This window comes from Hankyongella ginsenosidimutans (assembly GCF_005144965.1).
Lineage (GTDB): Bacteria > Pseudomonadota > Alphaproteobacteria > Sphingomonadales > Sphingomonadaceae > Hankyongella > Hankyongella ginsenosidimutans.
The window spans coordinates 66771-87970 of record NZ_CP039704.1 but is presented as its reverse complement, the minus strand read 5'-3'; the positions used below and the strand labels follow the sequence as shown (position 1 = coordinate 87970).

Annotated in this window: 15 protein-coding genes and 10 pseudogenes; 8 read left to right on the top strand and 17 right to left on the bottom strand. The window is 65.5% G+C overall.

Features of this window, described 5'->3' with window-relative positions:
* Positions 1 to 5: 5 nt before the first annotated feature.
* The 16 genes and pseudogenes from def to E6W36_RS00435 all read right to left on the bottom strand — a co-directional run bounded on the left by def (position 6) and on the right by E6W36_RS00435 (position 14292).
* Positions 6 to 520 (bottom strand): annotated as a pseudogene (gene def / locus E6W36_RS00510) (peptide deformylase).
* Between the two features lie 55 nt (positions 521 to 575).
* A complete protein-coding gene (gene recR, locus E6W36_RS00505; RefSeq protein ID WP_222873416.1) occupies positions 576 to 1172 on the bottom strand; it encodes a recombination mediator RecR in 597 nt (198 codons plus the stop codon).
* Positions 1159 to 1539 carry a 6-pyruvoyl trahydropterin synthase family protein gene (locus E6W36_RS00500; RefSeq protein WP_222873415.1) on the bottom strand — a complete coding sequence of 127 codons (381 nt, stop codon included), beginning with the start codon at positions 1537 to 1539 and terminating at the stop codon, positions 1159 to 1161. The genes recR and E6W36_RS00500 overlap by 14 nt, the downstream gene beginning before the upstream one ends.
* A 29-nt stretch (positions 1540 to 1568) precedes the next feature.
* A complete protein-coding gene (locus E6W36_RS00495) occupies positions 1569 to 2006 on the bottom strand; it encodes an iron-sulfur cluster assembly scaffold protein (RefSeq protein WP_222873414.1) in 438 nt (145 codons plus the stop codon).
* Between the two features lie 38 nt (positions 2007 to 2044).
* The gene (locus tag E6W36_RS00490) at positions 2045 to 2428 is read right to left on the bottom strand and encodes a DALR domain-containing protein (protein WP_222873413.1); all 384 of its coding nucleotides are present in this window, start codon (positions 2426 to 2428) and stop codon (positions 2045 to 2047) included.
* A 104-nt stretch (positions 2429 to 2532) separates the two neighbouring features.
* Positions 2533 to 3368 (bottom strand): annotated as a pseudogene (locus E6W36_RS00485) (cysteine--tRNA ligase); the annotation flags it as partial.
* Between the two features lie 101 nt (positions 3369 to 3469).
* Entirely contained in the window at positions 3470 to 4129 is a 660-nt protein-coding gene (locus tag E6W36_RS00480) for a CvpA family protein (RefSeq protein WP_222873411.1), read from the bottom strand.
* A gap of 9 nt (positions 4130 to 4138) precedes the next feature.
* Positions 4139 to 5504 (bottom strand): annotated as a pseudogene (radA, locus tag E6W36_RS00475) (DNA repair protein RadA).
* A gap of 27 nt (positions 5505 to 5531) precedes the next feature.
* Entirely contained in the window at positions 5532 to 6515 is a 984-nt protein-coding gene (locus E6W36_RS00470; RefSeq protein WP_222873410.1) for a bifunctional helix-turn-helix transcriptional regulator/GNAT family N-acetyltransferase, read from the bottom strand.
* 114 nt (positions 6516 to 6629) lie between these two features.
* Positions 6630 to 9811 (bottom strand): annotated as a pseudogene (locus tag E6W36_RS22625) (efflux RND transporter permease subunit).
* A 3-nt stretch (positions 9812 to 9814) separates the two neighbouring features.
* Positions 9815 to 10531: an efflux RND transporter periplasmic adaptor subunit gene (locus E6W36_RS00460; RefSeq protein WP_222873409.1), complete on the bottom strand. Its 717-nt coding sequence runs from the start codon at positions 10529 to 10531 to the stop codon at positions 9815 to 9817.
* Positions 10492 to 10869: an efflux RND transporter periplasmic adaptor subunit gene (locus tag E6W36_RS00455; protein WP_222873408.1), complete on the bottom strand. Its 378-nt coding sequence runs from the start codon at positions 10867 to 10869 to the stop codon at positions 10492 to 10494. The genes E6W36_RS00460 and E6W36_RS00455 overlap by 40 nt, the downstream gene beginning before the upstream one ends.
* A 301-nt stretch (positions 10870 to 11170) precedes the next feature.
* Positions 11171 to 11923 (bottom strand): RNA methyltransferase, encoded by a 753-nt coding sequence (locus E6W36_RS00450; protein ID WP_222873407.1) that lies wholly within the window; start codon positions 11921 to 11923, stop codon positions 11171 to 11173.
* 162 nt (positions 11924 to 12085) lie between these two features.
* Positions 12086 to 12346 (bottom strand): hypothetical protein, encoded by a 261-nt coding sequence (locus E6W36_RS00445; RefSeq protein WP_222873406.1) that lies wholly within the window; start codon positions 12344 to 12346, stop codon positions 12086 to 12088.
* Between the two features lie 71 nt (positions 12347 to 12417).
* Positions 12418 to 13739: pseudogene (gene gltX, locus E6W36_RS00440) on the bottom strand (glutamate--tRNA ligase).
* Between the two features lie 178 nt (positions 13740 to 13917).
* Positions 13918 to 14292 (bottom strand): winged helix-turn-helix transcriptional regulator, encoded by a 375-nt coding sequence (locus tag E6W36_RS00435; RefSeq protein WP_222873405.1) that lies wholly within the window; start codon positions 14290 to 14292, stop codon positions 13918 to 13920.
* Positions 14293 to 14405: 113 nt separating this feature from the next.
* Here E6W36_RS00435 and E6W36_RS00430 point away from each other — a divergent pair, with 113 nt between their 5' ends.
* On the top strand, positions 14406 to 14810 hold the full coding sequence (locus E6W36_RS00430; protein WP_222873404.1) for an MAPEG family protein: 405 nt from the start codon (positions 14406 to 14408) through the stop codon (positions 14808 to 14810).
* Here the strand turns inward: E6W36_RS00430 and E6W36_RS00425 are convergent.
* A pseudogene (locus E6W36_RS00425) lies at positions 14811 to 16468 on the bottom strand (NAD+ synthase).
* On the opposite strand from E6W36_RS00425, the pseudogene plsY reads away from it, so the two are divergent.
* The 7 genes and pseudogenes from plsY to E6W36_RS22600 all read left to right on the top strand — a co-directional run.
* Positions 16383 to 17284 (top strand): annotated as a pseudogene (gene plsY / locus E6W36_RS23895) (glycerol-3-phosphate 1-O-acyltransferase PlsY). The pseudogenes E6W36_RS00425 and plsY sit on opposite strands and share 86 nt — an antisense overlap.
* Positions 17285 to 17370: 86 nt before the next feature.
* Positions 17371 to 18161 (top strand): annotated as a pseudogene (gene dprA, locus E6W36_RS00415) (DNA-processing protein DprA); the annotation flags it as partial.
* A 27-nt stretch (positions 18162 to 18188) separates the two neighbouring features.
* The gene (locus E6W36_RS22620) at positions 18189 to 18452 is read left to right on the top strand and encodes a DprA-like winged helix domain-containing protein (RefSeq protein WP_484103601.1); all 264 of its coding nucleotides are present in this window, start codon (positions 18189 to 18191) and stop codon (positions 18450 to 18452) included.
* 110 nt (positions 18453 to 18562) lie between these two features.
* Positions 18563 to 18964 (top strand): toprim domain-containing protein, encoded by a 402-nt coding sequence (locus E6W36_RS22615; RefSeq protein ID WP_425459658.1) that lies wholly within the window; start codon positions 18563 to 18565, stop codon positions 18962 to 18964.
* Positions 18949 to 19795, top strand: a pseudogene (locus tag E6W36_RS22610) (DNA topoisomerase); the annotation flags it as partial. The gene E6W36_RS22615 and the pseudogene E6W36_RS22610, both read left to right, overlap by 16 nt.
* Before the next feature lie 40 nt (positions 19796 to 19835).
* Complete coding sequence (locus E6W36_RS22605; protein WP_425459748.1) at positions 19836 to 20936, top strand: DNA topoisomerase; 1101 nt, start codon at positions 19836 to 19838, stop codon at positions 20934 to 20936.
* A pseudogene (locus tag E6W36_RS22600) lies at positions 20936 to 21016 on the top strand (topoisomerase C-terminal repeat-containing protein); the annotation flags it as partial. The gene E6W36_RS22605 and the pseudogene E6W36_RS22600, both read left to right, overlap by 1 nt.
* Positions 21017 to 21200 lie beyond the last annotated feature (184 nt).

Below are 21200 nucleotides of genomic sequence, written 5' to 3'. Positions count from 1 at the left end.
CGCGCTCAGGCGACCTTGCCGTGGCGGCGCTGCTTGTCCAGCTTGCGCAGCAGCATCTGGCGTTTGAGGCGCGACAGATGGTCGATGAACAGCACGCCTTCCAGATGGTCCATCTCGTGCTGCAGGCAGGTCGCCATCAGGCCGTCGAGCTCCTCCTCGCGGGCGCGCCGTCATAGCCCAGATAGCGCACCCGAATGCGTGCCGGACGCTCGACCTCGGCATATTGTTCGGGGACCGAAAGGCAGCCTTCGTTGTAGAGCGACAACTCGTCCGACGACCACAGGATCTCCGGATTGACGAAATAATGCGGTTCGCGCGTCTCGTCGCGCTGCAGGTCGATCACCAGGATCCGCTTGGGCACCCCGACCTGGATGGCGGCAAGGCCGATGCCGGGCGCATCGTACATGGTCTCCAGCATGTCATCCATCAGCGCGCGCAGGGCGTCGTCCACGGCGTCAACCGGCTTGGAGATTTCGCGCAGGCGCGGGTCCGGGGTTTCGATGATCGGCAGGATGGCCATGGTCGTCTCGTCGGTTGCGTATCAGGGGCTGAAGTGGCCTCGCGCCGCCCGCGTGTCAAGCAAGCGGTCGCCGGGCCTTGAGCGCCTGCGCCAGCGTGCCCTCGTCCAGATAGTCCAGTTCACCGCCGACCGGCATGCCGTGCGCCAACTGGGTAACCTTGACCGGATAGGCCGCCAGCTGCTCGGCGAGATAATGCGCGGTGGTCTGGCCTTCCAGCGTGGCGTTCAGCGCCAGGATCACCTCCCGCACGTCGCCGCAGGCTACGCGGGCAAGCAGGCCCTCGATGCGCAGGTCTTCCGGACGCACGCCGTCCAGTGCGGAGAGCCGGCCGCCCAGCACATGATAGCGGCCGCCGAACAGGCTGCTGCGGTCCAGCGCCCAGAGGTCGGCGACGCCTTCGACAACACACAGCAGGCTCGCGTCCCGGCGCGGGTCGGCGCACTGGGCGCAAGGATCGGCGGTGTCGATGTTGCCGCAGATGCGGCATTCGGTGAGCGTCTGGCTGACGCTGGCGAGCGCGGCGATCAACGGTTCCATGAGGGTCTGGCGCTTGGCGATCATCTGCAGCACCGCGCGCCGCGCCGAGCGCGGCCCGAGACCCGGCAGGCGGGCGAGCGTCTGGATCAGGCGATCGAGCTCAGGCGCGGGCATCGGGCCCCGTGTAGCTGCAGCCTTCCCGGCAGGAACCCCGCCGGACGCTGACCCGCACCAGCTCGGGCATCTGCGGTTTCACCCGCTCCCATAGCCATTGGCACAGTCTTTCAAGGGTCGGGCGTTCCAGCCCCGGGACATCGTTGAGGTAGCTGTGGTCAAGCGTGGCCCTCAGGGTTGCGACCAGCGCATTGATCTCGTCGAAGTCGCGAATCCAGCCGGTCGCCGGGTCTGGCGTGCCGGCAAACGCCAGCTCCGCCTCGAAGCTGTGGCCATGCACTGTTGCGTAGCGGTGGCCCGGGGCGACATTGGCCCCGAGCTGATGCGCAGCGTCGAAGCTGAAGGATTTGGTGATCTCGAACGGCATGCGCGTTCCAAGCGCATCGCACGGCAAAATCAAGCAGCTGCTGCGCTTGCCGCCTGCTGGACGGCCTCGACCACGGCGTCCCACGCCAGCAGGATGGAGGCATGGCGCGCCCGGTGCGGCACGGCGGGCGTGAAAATCTCGAGCGCTGTGAACGGGTCTTGAGGTGCGATCTGTGCGCCGCCAAGCAGGGCGCGCAACTGGCCGCGTGCCTCGGCGAGCTCCGCCAGCGAACGCCCAAGCACGCCTTCGCCGAGGATGGCGGCCGAGGCCTGCCCGAGTGCACACGCCCTCACTTCCTGGCCGAAATCGATCACGACGCCGTCCCGCGCCGCAACGTCGACGATCACCCGGCTGCCACAGATGGGGCTGACCTTGGTCACGCTCGCCTGCGGTCGCGCCAGCCGCTCATGGTGCGGAATGCTCGCCGCCAGACGCAGGATGCGGGTGTTGTACAACTGTTCGCTCATGGCGCGAACATAAGGTGTTTCGCCATCTTTCGCCAGCCCTACACCCGGCGCCAGGTGACGCCGGAGGGGCCATCCTGCAGTTCGACGCCCTGCGCCTTGAGCGCGTCGCGGATGCGGTCGGCGGTTGCAAAGTCACGCGCCTGCTTGGCGGCGGCGCGCGCGGCGATACGGGCCTCGATGTCTTCGGGCGTCAGTCCGGCACCCTCGCTGGCCGTGAACCAGGCCTCGGGATCGATCTGCAACAGGCCCAGCAGCGCTGCCGAAGCAAGCAGGGCGCTGCGGGGCTGGGTGGTGTCGTCTCCGGCGCGGCGGGCAGCCTCGAGCCTGCTGCGCAGGCCATGCAGCGCGCTGACCGCCTCGGGTGTGTTGAGATCGTCAGCAAGCGCGGCAAGCACGCCCGGGTCCGGGGTGGCAGCCTGCAAGCCTGCGGTGTCGCGCAGGGTCTGATAGAAGCCGTCAGGATCGCCTTGCAGCGCTCGACCAGATCGTCCGACCAGTCGAGCGGCTGGCGGTAGTGTGCCGAGAGCAGGGCCAGCCGCACGATCTCGCCAGCGGCGGCACGTGTGGTGTTGTAGCGCGCGACCAACTGATCGAGGATATCGCCGACCAGCTTCACGTTGCCGAGCGACTTCGACATCTTCTCCCGGTCCATCGAGAGAAAGCCGTTGTGCATCCAGTAATTCGCCAGCGGCGCATGGTTCGCGCACGCCGACTGGGCGATTTCGTTCTCGTGGTGGGGAAGATCAGGTCCTGCCCGCCGCCGTGAATATCGATGGTGACACCCAGTTCCTCCCGGATCATCGCCGAGCACTCGATGTGCCAGCCGGGGCGGCCGATGCCCCATGGGCTTTCCCAGCCCGGCTGGTCGGCGCTGGACGGCTTCCAGAGCACGAAGTCGGCGGGTGCGCGCTTGTAGGGCGCGACCTCGACGCGTGCGCCGGCGATCATGTCGTCCAGCGAGCGCCCGGACAGCGCGCCGTAATCGGCGTAGCGCGCCACCTCGAACAGCACATGACCCTCGGCCTCATAGGCGAAGCCGCCGGCGATCAGGTCGGCAATGAAGGCGACGATGGAGTCGATGTGTGCGGTTGCGTGCGGTGCCAGGGTCGGCGGCGCGACGCCGAGCGCGGCCATGTCGTCGAGGTAGATCGCCTCGTACTTCTTGGTGATCGCGGCAATGCGCGCATTCATCGGCTGGCTGTCGTCCAGCACCGCAGCCGCGGCGTTGATCTTGTCGTCGACGTCGGTGATGTTGCGCGCATAGACGACGGAATCTGCGCCATAGTGCTGGCGCAGCAGGCGGACGAGCACATCGAACACCACCGGCGGGCGGGCATTGCCGATATGCGCCTGGTTCCACACCGTAGGCCCGCAGACGTAAAGCGTGATGCGGCGCGGATCGATGGGCAAAAGGGGCGCACGGCGCGCGCGCTTGTGTCGTAAAGCTGGATCATGGGCGGGCTTTAGCCGAGCAGCGGCCTAGATGCCAACGGCCTCGTGCTTGTTCTTCTCCAGCAGCTTTTCCAATTCGCGCTGCTCCTCGTCGGTGTAGCCGCCGGGTAGGGACGGGGCATCCTCCCCGGCCCATAGAAGTCGTCGATGGCCGGATGACCGTCCGGTAGGGGCAAATCTGCCAACGGCTGTTCGTCGCGTAGCGCGCCGATGAAGTTTCGCAGCGCCGTTGACGTGTTATCAACGAGCGGGAAGCTGCGTGCCGTGACGATCCAGTCCGGCATGGCGTCGCGACTGACCATGAAGGCAAGCCCCAGATAGGCGAGCGAAATCAGCACCACGCCGCGTGTCAGGCCGAACAGTGCGCCCATGATCCGGTCGATGGGGCCAAGGCCGGAGTCCTTGACGCGGTCGCGCAGCATGGTGGCGAACAGGCGCATGAGGCCGACCGCCAGCACGACGATCAGGATCAGGGCGGCGACATCCCCAAGCGGCGCGGAACCCGTGGTGCCGCGCAGCCAGAGCGAGACCGGCGCAAACAGGAATTTCAAGGCGAGGATGGCCACACCCCAGGCCGCCAGCCCCAAACTTTCGGCGACAAGCCCGCGCGTTAAGCCGAACAGGGTGGAGAGTCCCACCACAACGAGGAAAAAGATGTCGAACGTCGCCATCAAAGCAAGCTAGGACGCATGCAGGATGCGGTCAACGAGGCTGCCGACCGTTGGGAGCGCCTGGACCCTGATTTCCGGTGCGGTGCCTGCGGTTTGCGGCGAACCGGCGCACAAGGCCGCGCCAAAGCCCAGTTTGGCTGCTTCCTTCAGACGGCCCAGGCTCTGGCTGACCGGCCTGACTTCGCCAGACAGGGCGATTTCGCCGAACGCCACGACATCGACCGGCAGCGGCTTGTCCGCCAAGGCCGAGACCAGTGCGGCGGCGACCGCCAGATCGGCAGCGGGCTCGCTGACCCGCAGGCCGCCCGCGACGTTGAGGTAGACTTCGCAGGAGCCGAATGCGAGGCCGCAGCGCGCTTCCAGCACCGCCAGCACCATGGCCAGCCGGCTTGAATCCCAGCCGACCACGGCACGGCGCGGGGTCGCCCCGCTTGGCAGGCGCACGACGAGGGCCTGGATTTCCACCAGCAGCGGGCGGGTGCCCTCCATGCCGGCGAACACGACCGCGCCCGGCACCGGCTCAGCCCTCCGGGAGGAACAGGGCGGACGGGTTGCTGACCTCGATCAGGCCGACATCCGCCATCTCGAACACGCCGATTTCATCCGTACCGCCGAAGCGGTTCTTGACCGCCCGCAGGATGCGGAACGGGTGCGCGCGGTCGCCTTCGAAATAGAGCACGGTGTCGACCATATGCTCCATGACGCGCGGCCCGGCGATCTGGCCGTCCTTGGTGACGTGCCCGACCAGCACCACCGCAGCACCGCTGGTCTTGGCATAGCGGATCAACTCGTGCGCGCAAACCCGCACCTGGCTGACCGTGCCGGGTGCGGCCTCGATCTGGTCGGAATAGAGGGTCTGGATCGAGTCGATGATCACCATATCCGGCGACGGACCATGTTGAAGGGTCGCCAGAATGTCGCGCAGCGCCGTGCCTGCCCAAGCACGACCGGCGCATCGCTGTGGCCCATGCGGCGCGCGCGCAGGCGCACCTGGTCCGCGGCTTCTTCGCCGGAAAGATAGACCACGCGGCCGCCGCTGCGCGACGGCTGCCGCTGACTGCAGCAGCAGGGTCGATTTGCCGATGCCGGGGTCACCGCCGATCAACACGGCCGAGCCGCGCACCAGTCCGCCGCCCAGTGCCCGATCAAATTCCGCTAGGCCGGTTGCGCGGCGGGGCGGGGGCGGCATCCGAACTCAGAGGCTCGAGCGGAATCGTCCGTCCGCCGGTGCGCAGGCCCAGGTGGCTGTCGCTCGGCTTGATCTGCGCCTCGGCCTGAAAACTGTTCCAGGCGTTGCAGTCACCGCACTGGCCGAGCCATTTGGGGAGACGGCGCCGCACGACTGGCAGACATAGCGGGTTTGCGGTTTGGCCATGAGTGTTCCGGAACGTTTGCAGAACGTCTAGCAGGCCACGCCGTCCTCCGCAACAGGCTCGCCGTTCGCACTCGCAAGCGGATAGGCCATGGCGACATCGCAGCGGGCATAGCGCTTGCCAAAGCGCTCCATGATGTCGGCGTCATGACGGAAGCCAAGCTTTTCATAGAGGTGGATGGCGGCTGTGCATTTTCGGCTGGTCAGCAGAAACAGCTCCCGCATGGCCATTGCGCGCGCGCGCTCCAGCACGGCGTCCAGCAACTGCTCGCCGACCTTGCGGCCGCGCGCCATCTCCAGAACGCCCATCTTGGTCAGCTCGAATACGCCCTGTTCTATCGGCATGAGGGCGCAGGTACCGACGACGCCCATATCGCCAAGCGCAGCAAACAGGATATGCCCGCCGCGATCGATAATCATGCCGCGCGGATCGGAGAGCACTTTTTCGTCCGTCGCCTCCATGCGGAACATGCTGCGAATCCATTCTGCGTTGATCGTGTAGAAATCGCCGGCCAGATCGTCGTGATAGTCCAGAATGACACAGGCGTTGCGTGCCCGGTCGATCAGGGGCTGCGCAGCAAGTGCCGCCTCGATCCGGCTGATCTGATCGAGAAATGCCTTGGCATCGCCGCACAGGTCTGCCGCGGCGACTTCGACGAAGCTCCAGACCGTGCGCTTTATGGCCGGCATCGACTCGATGGCCATGGGCGTAAGTGCAATACGCTTTTGCCGACGGTCGTGCGGATCGGCGACTGCAACCGCATAGCCCTGTGCGACAAGTGTCGCCAGGCTGCGCGTCACGGCTGGCTGACTGACGCCCAGGACGGACACGGCCTCACTGACGGTCATGGGACCATATCGGTCAAGCGCCGCCAGAAGCGGGAAGTTTCCCGGCTGAAAGGCGTATCCCTTGTCCAGCCAGACCTGTGACGCATCGCTCTGCAGGCGTTCCGCCAATCGCTTCAATCGACTGCCAAGTGCGAGAACGCCGAGATCGGCGAGAATGTCGGGCATCGTGCGCTCCGGATTTGCATAACATGTTATTTAACACGTTATATAATCCTGAAACTGCGTCAATACCTTCGTCAGCGGGCATGGTGCAGCAATCACTGCCAGGGACGCCCTGGGTCATTCGGCCGGGGTGGTCGCTCCCGGCAGGTGTGTCGCGTCCTGGACATGATGCGTCTGCTTCAGCGGCTTGTTGCCGGTCAGCCGCCGCATGACGACATAGAAGACCGGCGTGAACAGCAGCCCGAAGAAGGTGACGCCGAGCATGCCGAAGAATACGGCGGTGCCCAGCGCCTGGCGCATCTCGTGGCCAGCGCCGCTGGCGATCACAAGCGGCACCACGCCGAGGATGAACGCGAACGATGTCATCAGGATCGGGCGCAGGCGCAGGCGGCAGGCCTCGATGACGGCATCCACCGGGTTTTGCCGATATGCTCCTGGTCGCGCGCGAACTCGACGATCAGGATCGCGTTCTTGCAGGCCAGGCCCACCAGAACGATGAACCCGACCTGGGTGAGGATGTTGTTGTCCAGGCCGCGCGCCCAGACGCCGGTGATGGCGGCAAGCAGGCACATCGGCACGATCAGGATGATGACGAACGGCAGTACCCAGCTTTCATAGGACGCCGCCAGCACAAGGAAGACGAACAGGACACAGAGCAGGAAGATGTAGGCGGCGGTGTTGCCGGCGCGCTTCTGCTCGTAGCTCAGCTCGGTCCATTCGTAGCCGATACCGTTCGGAAGCACCTTGGCGGCAAGCTCCTCCATGATGGCGATCGCCTGGCCGGAAGAAACGCCAGGGGCGGTGTTTCCCTGCAGTTCAGCGGTTGGATAGATATTGTAGCGCGGGAAACGATCCGGTCCGGTCTCCCAGCGGAAATCGACGAAGGTGCCGAGCGGAACGATCCCGCCGGTGTCGGAGCGGGTCCGTAGCCGGGCGACATCATCCTGCGTCGCCCGGAACGGGCGTCCGCCTGCGCCGTCACCCGGTAGGTGCGGCTGAACAGGTTGAAGTCGTTGACGTAGGCGGACCCCAGATACACCTCGAGCGTGCGGAACACCCGCTCGACCGGCACACGCAGGATTTCCGCCTTGGTGCGGTCGATGTCGACATACAGTTGGGGCGTGCTGGCGTCGAACGGCGTGAATACGCCGAACAGGCGCTTGTCCTGGCTTGCGGCCCCTAACAGCGCGTACGTGGCCTGAGACAGCGCCTGGGTGCCAACGCCGCCGCGATCCTCGATGCGCATGGTGAACCCGCCCGATGTGCCGAGACCCTGCACCGGAGGCGGCGCCAGCACGATGATGAAGCCATCCTGGATCGCGCCGAGCTTTTGCTGCAGTTCGCCGAGGATTTGCGGCATGGAGCGCCCCGGCCGCTGGTTTGGGGTAGCAGGCCGACGAAGGTGGCGCCGGCGTTGGAGGACTGGGTGCGGGTCGCGCCGGAGAAGCCGGCGAAAGACACGGCAAAGCGCGTACCCTTTACCGTTTTGATGATCTGCTCCGCCTTCTTGATGGTGGCGTCCGTGCGCTCCAGCGAGGCGCCGGGCGGCAACTGATAGGCAACGATCAGGTAGCCCTGGTCCTGCTGCGGAATGAATCCGCCCGGCACCCGACTGAACATGAAGCCGGTCAGGCCGATCAGGACCACATACACGCCAACCCAGATCCAGGGCCGCACCGTCATCCGGCAGACGATGCGGCCATAGGCCGTCGCCAGCGTATCGAAGCCGCGATTGAACGGATCGAAGACCAGGCGCTCCAGCAGGTTATGCTTGCGGCCATCTTCGTGGTTCTTGTGCGTTTTCAGAAGGATGCGCGCGAGCGCCGGCGACAGGGTGAAGGAATTGAACACCGAGATCGCGGTGGCGACCGCAATGGTCAGGGCGAACTGGCGATAGAATTCGCCGGTGATGCCGGGGATGAATGCTGTGGGTACGAACACCGCGCCGAGAACCAGGCCGATCGAGATCAGCGCGCCGCCGACCTCATCCATGGTTCGCAGCGTCGCCTCACGCGGGCTCATGCCCAGGCGCAGGTTCCGTTCGACGTTCTCGACCACGACGATGGCGTCGTCGACGACGATCCCGATCGCCAGCACCAGTCCGAACAGCGTCAGGTTGTTCAGGCTGAAGCCGAACGCCAGCATGACGGCGAATGTGCCGATGAGCGAGACCGGAATGGTGATGATCGGTACAATCGAGGCGCGCCAGGTCTGCAGGAACACGATGACGACAATGACAACGAGAATAATGGCTTCCCAGATCGTCTTGATGACCTCGTCCACGGATTCCTGAATGAAGTGGGTCGGGTTATAGACGATTTTGTATTCAAGACCCGGCGGAAAGGTTTTCTGCATTTCCGCGATGGTCTGGATCACCTGCTCCGCAGTCGCGAGAGCATTGGCGCCAGGGCGCTGCGACATCACCATCGCGACGGCCGTCTGCCCGTCCAGGTACGAATTGGTGGTGTAGTCCGATGCGCCAAGCTCCACGCGCGCGACATCCCGCAGCCGCGTGAAGCGGCCATCCGCGCCGGTTTTGACGACGATGTCGCCGAACTCATCCGGTTGCTTGAGGCGGCCCTTGAGGGTCAAGTTGTACTGGAAGGCGGCGTTGGTTGTGATCGGCGGTGCGCCGAGTGCGCCGCCCGCGACCTGAACGTTCTGCGCGCGCAGGGCGTCGACCACTTCGTCGGCGGTCATGTCCACGGCGGCGACGCGGTCCGGATCGAGCCAGATGCGCATGGCGTATTCGCGCGCGCCGAACAGGCGCACGTCGCCGACCCCGTCGATGCGCGACAGCACATCCTTGATCTGCAGCAGCGCGTAGTTGGTGATGTAGACCTGATCGCGCGACTTGTCGGGCGAGATCAGGTGAATCACCATCATGATGTCCGGCGACACCTTCTGGGTTACGATGCCGAAGCGCCGGACTTCCTCCGGCAGGCGCGGCTGGGCGATCGATACGCGATTCTGCACCAGCACCTGCGCGGTATCGAGGTTGGTCCCCGGCTTGAAGGTGATGGTCAGGTTCATCCGGCCGTCGGCGGTCGAATTCGAGTACATGTAGGACATGTTCTCGATGCCGTTGACTTCCTGCTCAATCGGTGTCGCCACCGTCTCGGCGATGGTCTGGGCCGTGGCGCCTGGATACTGCGCCGTCACCTGGATGGTCGGCGGTGCGATGTCCGGTATTGCGAGACCGGCAGCGCCGTGTAGGCGATGCCGCCGATCACCATGATGACGATGGCCAGCGCCGCCGCGAAGATCGGACGGTCGGTAAAGAAGTGTCCAAGCTTCATGGTTCAGCCAGCCTTCCGGGTGTCAACGGGCTTGGGCTGTGCGATCTGCGTCTCCTGTGGTTCCACGGACAGGCCGGGCCGCAGGCGCATCAGACCGTTGATGACGATCTTCTGGTCCGGCTTGAGGCCGGTGCGCACAACGCGCAGGCCGTCGATAATCGGGCCGAGCGTCACCGGCTGCGGCTGGATCGACTGGTCCGGCTGCACCACAAAGACCACCCGTTGCGACTGGTCGGTACCGATCGCCTCGTCCGGGATGAGGATCGCGTCGTATTTCGGCCGCCCCAGCAGGCGCAGACGCCCGAACATGCCCGGCAGGAGCAGCAGGTCGTCGTTCTGCAGCACCGCGCGGCCACGGATGCTGCCAGTCTGCGGGTCGATGCGGTTATCGACAAAGTCAAGATTGCCCTTGTGCGAATAGTCGTTCTCGCCCTGCAACTGCACCAGAACCGGATGTTGGACCGTGCGCCCGGAGGGCCGCTCGCCTGCTTGCGCAAGACGGACGTAGCGCAGGTAGGCGGCTTCATCGGCATCGAAGATGAACCGGATCGGCCGCAAGGTCGCGATTGTGGTCAGGGTCTGCGCCTGCGCGCTATCGCCGCTGACAAGGTTGCCGACCGAGACGAAGCGCGCGCTCGCGCGGCCGGCAATCGGTGCGGTGATACGGGTGTAGCCGAGGTTCAGCTCCGCCTGATGGACGTCGGCTTCAGCGGACCGCACGCTGGCCTGGGCGTTTTGAGCGAGTCCTGCCGCTGGTCGAAAACCCTCTCCGGGATATTTTCGCGCTGCAGCAATTCTCGTGCGCGTTCCAGATCTTTTGCAAATTCCTGCGCGCTGAGCGCGCTGGTGAGTCGGGCTTTCGCCTGATCGAGTGCCACCTGGAACGGGCGCGGGTCGATCTGGAACAGCAACTGGCCCTTCTCGACGATATCGCCATCGGTGAAATGGATCGACTGAAGATAGCCATTCACCCGCGAGCGGACTTCCACGAAATCATAAGCTTCGAAGCGGCCGGTATACTCGTCCCACTCCTGCACTTCCTTGACGATCGGCAGCAACCGAAACCGGAAGTTTCGGGGCGTACCTGCGCCTCCGGCTTGCTGCAGGACGCCAGCAGGACGACGGCTCCGGCGACGGCCAATCCACGTAACAGGGTTATGGAAAAACGAGCATGGAGGCTCATCAGCATGAAGATCCCCTTCGAAGGAAGCTGACGCCTGACCGCCCAGTCACAACGTCATAATATTGTGCCACGGGATAGCCGATGCGGCAACTCAGTGTTAAGCATTCGCAGGCGCAAAATCAGGGCCTTATACCGCGACAGGCCGTTTCTGCCGTGGCGACAATATTTTTCAGTTTTCAGTCCCGCGAACGGCGGGGCAGGGCGATGCCGTTCGGGAGCTGGCAGAGCGCGCGCACGACGCCGCGCAGCGTGCGCACTTCCTGCTCCGTGAAGCCGGGACGTTGCAGCATGCCGCGCAGGGTCTGCCGCATGACGGCGGCGCGGTGGCTGGGGCGAAAATAATTCCGCGCCGTCAACTCCGCGTCCAGATGGCCGACCAATCCGTCGAGCGCTTCCCGCGACGCCGGACCGCCATGGTCGCCGCCAAGAATGGCATCCGGCGTCTCGTCCACATGCTGGAACCATTCGTAGGCGCACAGGACCGCCGCCTGCGCGAGATTGAGCGAACTGAAGTCAGGATTGACAGGTATGGTGAGGATCTGGTCCGCGTGGGCGACATCCTCCGTCTCGAGGCCTGCACGCTCCGGCCCGAACAGATAGGCGGCCCGCAGGCCCTGTGCGTCAAGCTCATGGCTCTGCACGGCGGCGAAGCGCGCCGTCACCGTTTCTTTCATCATGCCGCGCGGGCGCACCGTCGTCGCATAGACCCGGTGGCAATCCGCGATGGCGGATGGCAGGTCCGGAAACACCCGTGCTTCGTCCAGCAGCCGATCGGCGCCGGAGGCGGCTGGCCCGGCGGCAGGGTTTGGCCAGCCGTCGCGCGGCGCGACCAGACGCAAATCGTCCAGCCCGAAATTCCACATGGCGCGCGCGACCATGCCGATGTTTTCACCCAGTTGCGGGCGCACGAGAATGAAGGCCGGTTTCATGAGAGCTGTGCGCGACAGCAAAATTCTTCCCTGTCAGGGAGGTGCCCGTCTGAAAGACGGGCGAAGGTGCCAAAAACGCCAAGCATCCGTCGCCCCTCCGCCACCCTGACGGGTGGTCCCCTCCCCGATGGGGAGGAAGTTTTATGCGTGCGCAGGTTTCTTTCATTGCGATTTTTCGGCTTCGTCTGCTGTCTCGTAGGGCGTGACATAGATCAGGCCGCCGTTCTCGAAGTCCTTGGTGACTTCGCGGCGGACCTGCGGCAGCGGCTCGCGCGGCAGCACTTCCTCGGACAGGTAGAACAGCCCGAATACGATCAGCACCATGACGATGCTGAGGCCATAGATCACGATCTGGCTGCCAAGGGTGCGCCGCGCGAAGGTTTTCTCCAACCACTTCGTCGAGATCGCGGGCGAAGCGCTCATACTGTCTGGGGAATCGGCGTGGTGCGGGCCCGGTCGTAGGCGGAGGGAATATGTTTGGGCCGGCGCATGGCTCAGGTCTCCAGTCTAGCCAACGCGCGCTCCCGCCCCATCCGCGCCAGCAAGGGCCCCATTTCCGGGCCATGCGGCTGCCCGGTCAGGGCCAGCCGCAAGGGCATGAACAGGGCCTTGCCTTTACGGCCGGTTGCGTCCTTGAGGGCATTGGTCCACGCGGTCCAGATATCGTCGCTCCACGGCAGTTCGGCAAGCGCCGCGCGCGCCGTTGCGACGAATGCCGGGTCTTCCACGACCGGCGCGATGTCGCCGCTGACAACCTGCCACCAGCCGTCGATGGCGTCGATCCGCTCGATATTGCCGCGCAGCGCCTCCCAGTCGGCGGCGGTCATGCCGCCGGGCAGGCGCGACGTCACGGCGTCGAACGGCATGTGGTGGATGATCTTGGTGTTGAGCAGGACCAGTTCAGACTCGTCAAAGAGGGCGTTGGCCTTGTTGAACTTGCCCCAGTCGAAGCTTGCGATCAGGGGCAAAGCGCTGGTCACCGGCTCGATCGGGTCGGAGGTGCCGAGCCGGCCAAGGTAGGCGATGAGCGCGATCGGCTCGACCCCGAGCGAACGATAATGTTCCACCCCGGCCGAGCCGAGCCGCTTGGAGAGCGCCTGGTCGCGCAGGGACAGGAGCGCAAGATGCGCGAAAGTGGGGCAGGGGCTCCGAGTGCGGCGAACATCTGGGTCTGGACAGCGGTGTTGGTCAGATGGTCCTGCCCGCGCACGATATGCGTGATGCCCATGTCGATGTCGTCGATGACGGAGGGCAGCATGTACAGCCAGGAGCCGTCCGCGCGCCGCACCACCGGATCGGAGACGGAGGCGGGGTCCATGGAGATGTGGCCCTGAATCAGGTCGTCAAACTCGATACGGCTCTGGGTATCAAGCTTGAAACGCCAGTGCGGCTGCACGCCCTGCGCTTCCAGCGCCGCGCGCTCCTCGGCGGACAGGTTCAGCGCCGCGCGGTCGTAGACGGGCGGCAGGCCGCGCGAGAGCTGCACCTTGCGCTTCAGGTCCAGCTCGTGCGCCGTCTCATAGCAGGGGTAGAGCCGGCCGCTTGCGACCAGCCGCGCATGCGCACGCTCATAGGCGTCGAAGCGGGCCGACTGCCGGTGCTCCTCCGCGACCGCGAAGCCCAGCCAGGCGAGGTCGTCGCGGATCGACTGCGCCGACTCCTCGCTCGAGCGCGCCACGTCGGTATCGTCGAGGCGCAGGATGAACTGGCCGCCGGTCGACTGGGCGAACAGCCAGTTGACGATCGCAGTGCGCAGATTGCCGACATGCAGTCGGCCGGTTGGTGAAGGGGCAAAACGTACGCGGGGGTCATGCAGGCCTGCTGTGATGGATCAATGCGTTTCCTTGCGGCGGAGACGCCGCAGGGTCAAGCTTGCTGGTGCGCTAGTAGTGTCTCAGTTTGAAATTTTGCCGCTCACCCTGAGCTTGGACAGAAGGGCTGAGCGGCTCGTGGTTCGTCCAGCTCACCACGAGCGGACTTTTCAAACTGAGACACTACAGGCGGGCACCGTCCTGGACTTTCATCGACGCTTGCGGCGGCGCGACCAGATAAGCGCGACCCCATTCGAGCAAGCTGGTCAGGATAGGCTCAAGGGAGAGGCCAAGGGCCGAGAGCCGGTAATCGACGCGCGGTGGAACTTCAGGGTAAACCGTTCTTATAACGAGTCCGTCCGCTTCCAGTTCGCGAAGCTGTTGCGTCAGTGTGCGCTGGGTGATGTTGCAGAGCAGTCGGCCAAGCTCGCCGAAGCGTTTAGGGCCATCCAACAACCGGTACAATATGACGCTTTTCCATTTACCTCCCATGACGTCGAGCGTGCATTCCATGGGGCAAAATGAAACATTTTCAATGTCGTGGCGCTGTTTTCGCATACAATTGCCTCAATAGTATACAATGTGCCTGTATTGGCATTATTAATGCGTACTTCCGAAAGATATATTAAGCGGTTACACCGGTTCGACCATCTGTTCCATAGGAGCGACGCATGCAGGCCGACCACCCTGAGTTATTCTGGCTGACCGCCACGATCATTTTAACCGCTTTGCTGTGGGTTCCGTATATCCTTCAATTAATCGTGCAGTTAGGACCGGTCAAAGCGATCTGGGACCCGACCGGCGCGCATCCACATGAAGCCGCATGGGCCCTACGGGCCAAGAAAGCGCACTACAATGCGGTTGAGAATCTTGTCGTCTTTGCGCCGTTGGCGATTATGGTGGATTATCTTCATTTGGGCACCCCGGCGACGGCAACGGCGTGCGCCGCTTATTTCGGCCTCCGGCTGGCGCATTATATTATTTACACGCTCGCGCTTCCGGTAATCAGGACGCTGGTATTTCTTGCCGGCTTCGGCTGCCAGATGGTTCTGGCGTTCCGGCTGCTTGGGCTTTGATTACCCGCTGCGAAAGGCATTGGTGATCGGGTAGCGACGGTCGCGGCCGAAGTTGCGCTTGCCGATCTTGACACCAGGCGGTGCCTGCCGGCGCTTGTATTCGGCCAGGAACAGCAGGTGCTCGACCCGCTTGACGGTCGCTGGATCGTAGCCGCGCGCCACCAGGTCGGCGGCCGAGGCTTCTTCCTCGACCAGACCGTTGAGGATGCCGTCCAGCACGTCGTAGGGCGGCAGGCTGTCCTGGTCGGTCTGGTTGGCGCGCAGTTCGGCGGTCGGGGCCTTGGTGAGGATGCGCTCCGGGATCACGACGCCAGCGGGGCCGAGTCCGCCCGCCGGCACCTGCGCGTTGCGCCATTCCGCCAGACGATAGACCGTGGTCTTGTAGACGTCTTTCAGCACCGAATAGCCGCCGCACATGTCGCCGTAGAGGGTCGCGTAGCCGACCGACATCTCGGACTTGTTGCCGGTGGTCAGCACCATCGGCCCGAACTTGTTGGAGAGCGCCATCAGGGTCAGGCCACGCACCCGCGATTGGATGTTCTCCTCCGTCGAGTCCGCCGCCCTGCCGGCGAAACTCGGTGCCAGCATCGTCCCGAAGGCCGCGACCGCCGGTTCGATCGGGATGGTGTCGAGTCGTGCACCGAGCGCCGTGGCGCAGGCGGCTGCATCGTCCAGACTGTCCTGCGAGGTGTAGCGGGACGGCAGCATGACGCACCACAGCTTGTCCGGGCCCAGCGCATCGACGGCGACTGCGGCCGAGAGTGCGCTGTCGATCCCGCCTGACATGCCGAGCACCACCGGGGAAGCGGTTGCGGGTCACGTAGTCGCGCAGGCCAAGAACCATGGCGTGATAGATGTCCGCGATGTCGTCTTCTTCCGGGCGATCTCGCTGCGCGCGCAGACCCAGCGGCCGTCCTCGCGCTGCCAGTGGGTCAGCTGCAGTGCAGCACGCCACTGCGGCAGCCGGGCGGCCATGTTCGCATCCGCATTCAGAACGTAGGACCCGCCGTCGAACACCAGCTCGTCCTGCCCGCCGATCCGGTTGACGTAGACCAGCGGCAGGCCGGTCTCGACCACGCGCGCGACGCTGTGCGTCATGCGGGCGTTCTCCTTGCCGACCTCGAACGGCGAGCCATTGGGCACCAGCAGCAGCTCTGCGCCGGTCTCGGCCAGGCATTCGCAGACGTCGGGCAGCCAGATATCCTCGCAGATCGGCACGCCGATGCGCACGCCGCGCACGGTCAGCGGTCCGGGCAGCGGCCCTGCGCGAAGGTGCGCGGCTCATCGAACACGCCGTAATTGGGCAGCTCGTGCTTGCGGGTGATCGCCTGTACGCGGCCATCATCGAGCAGGGCGACGGCATTGTAGGTCTTGCCGTTTTCGACATGGCAGGTGCCGACCAGCATTGCCGGGCCACCGTCCGCCGTCTGCCGCGCCAGCTCCTCCAGCGCGCGCGCCGCGGCCTGCTGCAGCGCCGGCTTCATCACCAGGTCTTCCGGCGGATAGCCGACCAGCGCCAGCTCCGGGTAGAGGATGACGTCCGCCGTGCGGGCCTGCGCGCGCATCGCCAGCATGGCGGCCGCATTGGCGGCAAAGTCGCCCACGCTGAGGTTGATCTGCGCGAGGGCGATGCAGAAACGGTCGGGCGGCGATGTCATCGCCGCGTCTGTAGGCCGTTCCTTGCGTGTCGACAAGTTGGGGCGCTATGCAGTGATTTCGAAACATGTGGGATTTTGGATAATGAGTTTTGCCTTGGAGAGTAGCGGCAGTGTCGTCCTCTGGCTGCTGGCCGGCTATCTGAGCGGCACTGTGCCCTATGGTTTGCTGCTCACCCGGGCCGCTGGCCTGGGCGACATCCGTTCGATCGGCTCCGGCAATATCGGGCGACCAATGTGCTGCGCACCGGCAACAAGGGGCTGGCGGCGGCCACCCTCCTGCTGGACGCCCTGAAGGGCGCAGTCCCCGTGTGGCTGGCGCTGGCCTATGCCCCGGGCCTGTCGGCACTGGTCGGCGTGGCGGCCTTCCTCGGGCATCTCTACCCCGTCTGGCTGAAGTTCAAGGGCGGCAAGGGCGTCGCCACCTACATCGGGGTGATGCTGGCGCTGTCGCCGGTCGCCTTTGCCGGCGTCGCACTCGCCTGGCTGCTGGTGGCGCGGCTGTTCCGCTATTCCTCGCTCGCCGCGCTTGTCGCCGTTCTGGTGCCGCCGGTGGTGACGGCTCTGCTCGGCCGTACCGATGCGGTGGCGGCAAGCGTGGTCATGGCGGCGCTGGTCTGGTTCAAACACAGCGCCAACATCGCCCGCCTGCGCGCAGGCACGGAACCCCGGATCGGCGCGAAAAACAGAACCCGGGGATGCGGCCCCGGACCCGCTTCAGCTGGGATGACGTTGTCGAGGCCTTGCGGCGCCGCTGAACCTGCGTCGATCTGCGTGCAAGTCCCTTGTGTCGTGGAATCGAAGTTCGCTCCACTATGATATTGGGTGCAACTGATTTCAGATTCAGGACGCTCGTGCACCAGACGGTTTGACTTCGGGCGCGAGTCGCCTGCACTGTTCTTCGCATGTTGCAAGATGACGAGCAGCGTGCGCGCCTGCGATTGATCCGCACGGAGACGGTTGGCCCGGTCACTTACCGGCAGTTGCTGGCGCGCTTCGGCAGTGCCCGTCATGCGCTGGAGCGGCTGCCGGATCTTGCGCGGCGCGGCGGTGCCTCGCGTTTCACCCTGGCCAGCCTGCAGGCCGTGGAAGCCGAGTTCGCGGCCGGCCTGAAGCTCGGCGGCCGCTGGCTGTTCGTCGACACGGCGGAGTATCCTGGTCTGCTGGCTCAGATCGACGACGCGCCGCCTGTTCTGCTGGCGCTGGGCCGGCTCTCCCTGCTGCAGGTGCAGGCTGTCGCTATGGTCGGCGCCCGCAATGCTTCCGCCGCCGGCCTGCGTCTGGCCGGCACGATCGCCCGCGATCTGGCGGCGCACGGCTGCACGGTTGTCTCCGGCCTTGCGCGCGGCATCGATACCGCGGCGCACAAGGGCGCGCTGGCAGCACCCGCGGGAGGGACCATCGGCGTGGTGGCAGGGGCGCAGATGTCGTCTATCCGCCCGAAAATCACGCACTGCAGGCGGCGATCGCCGAGCAAGGGGTCGTGCTGTCGGAGCAACCGCTGGGCGCGCAGCCGCAGGCACGGCATTTCCCGCGGCGCAACCGTATCGTCTCCGGGGTGTCGCTCGGGGTGGTCGTGGTGGAGGCGACGCCCAAGTCCGGCTCGCTGATTACGGCGCGGCTGGCCGGGGAGCAGGGCCGGCAGGTGATGGCGGTGCCAGGTTCGCCGCTGGAGCCGCGCGCGCAAGGCTGCAACGACCTGATCCGCACCGGCGCGACCCTCGTGACCAGCGCTGCGGACGTTCTGGAATGTCTGGCACCGCTTGCCGGCCCATATGCTCCGCCGCCGCTTACTGTGGCTGAAGCATGCGATGATGGCGAGCCGGACGATGCGGCGCGCGCGGCGGTTCTGGCCCTGCTTTCGGTCACGCCGGTCCCGATCGACGATCTGGTCCGTTGGTCGCATGTCCCGCCGGGGCAGGTCGCTTTGCGCTGCTGGAGCTTGAATTGGCAGGCCGTTTGGTCCGGCATGCCGGCAATCGGGTGAGTCTTGTTGCGCCAGCGTTGTGAAATCTGGGGATTGCGCTTGCCTGCTTGCTTCGAGTAACGCTCGCGCCCGTTCGGCCGGATGCGGCCAGAGAGGCGAGGCCTGACTGCATGGACGTTGTGATCGTCGAGTCGCCGGCCAAGGCGAAGACCATCAACAAATATCTGGGCGGCAACTATACGGTTCTCGCCTCCTACGGCCATGTGCGCGATCTGCCGCCCAAGGACGGCTCGGTCGAGCCGGACGCCGACTTCCAGATGCACTGGGAGGTGCAGGCGGAGAAGAGCAAGCAGGTCAAAGCGATCGTCGACGCGCTCAAGGGTGCCGACCGCCTGGTGCTCGCGACCGACCCTGACCGCGAGGGCGAGGCGATTTCCTGGCACCTGATGGAAGTGCTGCGCGCCCGGAAAGCGCTGCCCAAGGGCGGCGTGCAGCGCGTGACCTTCAACGAGATCACCAAGTCGGCGGTCACCAAGGCGATGGCCGCCCGCGTGACCTGCACGCCGATCTGATCGACGCCTATCTCGCGCGGCGCGCGCTTGATTATCTGGTCGGCTTCACCCTGTCGCCGGTGCTGTGGCGCAAGCTGCCGGGTGCCAAGTCGGCAGGGCGGGTGCAGTCGGTTGCGCTGCGTCTGATCTGCGAACGCGAGACCGAGATCGAGCGGTTCCATGCGCGCGAGTACTGGACGATCGGCGCCAGCATGCGCGACGAGAAGGGCCAGGTGTTCGACGCGCGCCTGGTTCAGTGGCGCGGTGCCAAGCTCGGGCAGTACGACCTGCCGGACGAGGCCACGGCCATGGCGGCCAAGGCGGATGTCGCGGCCGGTCGCTACACGATCGCCAGCGTCGAGAAAAACCGGTCCAGCGCCACCCGGCACCCCCTTCACGACATCGACCCTGCAGCAGGAAGCGGCCCGCAAGCTCGGCTTCACCGCCAGCCAGACCATGCGGATCGCTCAGCAGCTATACGAGGGCGTCACGCTGGACGGCGAGACGACTGGCCTCATCACCTACATGCGCACGGACGGCGTCCAGATCAGCGGCGAAGCGATCGCCGCCGCGCGCCGCCTGATCGAGCGCGAGCACGGCCCGGACTATGTGCCGGACAAGCCGCGCGCCTACAGCGCCAAGGCCAAGAACGCCCAGGAAGCCCACGAGGCGATCCGCCCCACCGATCTGTTCCGTGGGCCGGACAGCGTGCGCCGCGCGCTGTCGCCCGAGCAGGCGAAGCTCTACGAGCTGATCTGGAAGCGGACCCTGGCCTCGCAGATGGCCAGCGCCCGCCTGGAGCGGACCACGGCGGACCTGGCAGCCGCCGACGGCAAGACCGGCCTGCGCGCAACCGGGCAGGTCGTGCTGTTCCCCGGCTTCCTGGCGCTCTATCAGGAGGGTCGACGACAGCGCGGACGAAGAGGACCGTCGTCTGCCGCCGCTGACCGAGGGCGGCAAGGCGGACCCGCAGGCGGTCGAGGCGACCCAGCATTTCACCACGCCGCCGCCGCGCTATTCCGAGGCCTCGCTGGTCAAGAAACTCGAGGAGCTGGGCATCGGTCGCCCCTCGACCTATGCCTCGATCCTGCAGACCCTGCGCGACCGCGCCTATGTGCGCATGGACAAGAACCGCTTCCTGCCGGAAGACAAGGGGCGGCTGGTGACGGCGTTTCTGGAAAAGTTCTTCGCCCGCTATGTCGGCTATGATTTCACCGCCGACCTGGAAAACCAGCTGGACGCCATTTCCGCCGGCGACCTCGCGTGGAAGCAGGTACTGCGTGATTTCTGGGCCGATTTCCAGCCCAAGACCAAGGAAATCCTCGATCAGCGCCCGTCGGACGTCGTCGAGGCGCTGGACCGGTTTCTCGAGCCGTTGCTGTTTCCGGCCCGCGCCGATGGCAGCGATCCACGGCTGTGCCCGACTTGCCAGCAAGGTCGGCTGTCGTTGAAAACCGGTAAGTTTGGTGCCTTCATCGGCTGCTCCAACTATCCGGAGTGCAAGTATACCCGCCCGTTCGGTGCCGAGGACGCAACGGCGGATGCTGCCAACGATGGGCCGCAACTGCTGGGGACCGACCCTGCGACCGGCCTGCCGGTTACCCTGCGCACCGGCCGCTTCGGCCGCTATGTGCAGCTTGGCGAGGACCCGGCGGAAAAGGGCGCGCCCAAGCCGCCGCGCGCCTCCCTGCCGCGCGATGTGCCGGCCGAGGCGCTGTCGCTGGAACTGGCGCTGCGACTGCTCAGCCTGCCGCGCACCATCGGCCAGCATCCGGAAACCGGCAAGCCGATCACCGCCAGCATCGGCCGCTTCGGGCCGTACATCGCCCATGACGGGGCCTATGTGTCGCTGAAGTCAACCGAGGACGCACTGACGATCGGCATGAACCAGGCGGTCGTAGCACTTGCCGACAAGGCGAACCGGCCGGGCCGGGCCGGGCCGTCGGCGCTGCGCGATCTGGCGCCAACGAGGCGGGCGCGGCGATCAAAGTGATGAACGGCCGCTACGGTGCCTATGTGACCGACGGCACAACCAACGCCACTCTGCCCAAGGATGTGTCGCCCGAGGCGGTGACGCTCGAGCAGGCGCTGGCGCTGATCGCCGATCGGGCTGCCAAGGGTGGGGGCAAGAAGCCTGTGAAGCGTGCAGCGCCCAGGAAAGCGCCGGCGAAAAGCCCGCCAAGGCCGCCGCCGCGAAGACACCGGCCAAGGCCGCCAAGCCCACGGCCACCAAGCCCACGGCCGCCAAGACCAAGGC

Coding starts and splice junctions, on each gene's coding strand:
- recR (WP_222873416.1), bottom strand. CDS start 1,172: ATGCCCGCGCCTGAGCTCGATCGCCTGATCCAGACGCTCGCCCGCCTG.
- E6W36_RS00500 (WP_222873415.1), bottom strand. CDS start 1,539: ATGCCGTTCGAGATCACCAAATCCTTCAGCTTCGACGCTGCGCATCAG.
- E6W36_RS00495 (WP_222873414.1), bottom strand. CDS start 2,006: ATGAGCGAACAGTTGTACAACACCCGCATCCTGCGTCTGGCGGCGAGC.
- E6W36_RS00480 (WP_222873411.1), bottom strand. CDS start 4,129: ATGGCGACGTTCGACATCTTTTTCCTCGTTGTGGTGGGACTCTCCACC.
- E6W36_RS00470 (WP_222873410.1), bottom strand. CDS start 6,515: ATGCCCGACATTCTCGCCGATCTCGGCGTTCTCGCACTTGGCAGTCGA.
- E6W36_RS00450 (WP_222873407.1), bottom strand. CDS start 11,923: ATGAAACCGGCCTTCATTCTCGTGCGCCCGCAACTGGGTGAAAACATC.
- E6W36_RS00445 (WP_222873406.1), bottom strand. CDS start 12,346: ATGAGCGCTTCGCCCGCGATCTCGACGAAGTGGTTGGAGAAAACCTTC.
- E6W36_RS00435 (WP_222873405.1), bottom strand. CDS start 14,292: ATGCGAAAACAGCGCCACGACATTGAAAATGTTTCATTTTGCCCCATG.
- E6W36_RS00430 (WP_222873404.1), top strand. CDS start 14,406: ATGCAGGCCGACCACCCTGAGTTATTCTGGCTGACCGCCACGATCATT.
- E6W36_RS22615 (WP_425459658.1), top strand. CDS start 18,563: ATGGACGTTGTGATCGTCGAGTCGCCGGCCAAGGCGAAGACCATCAAC.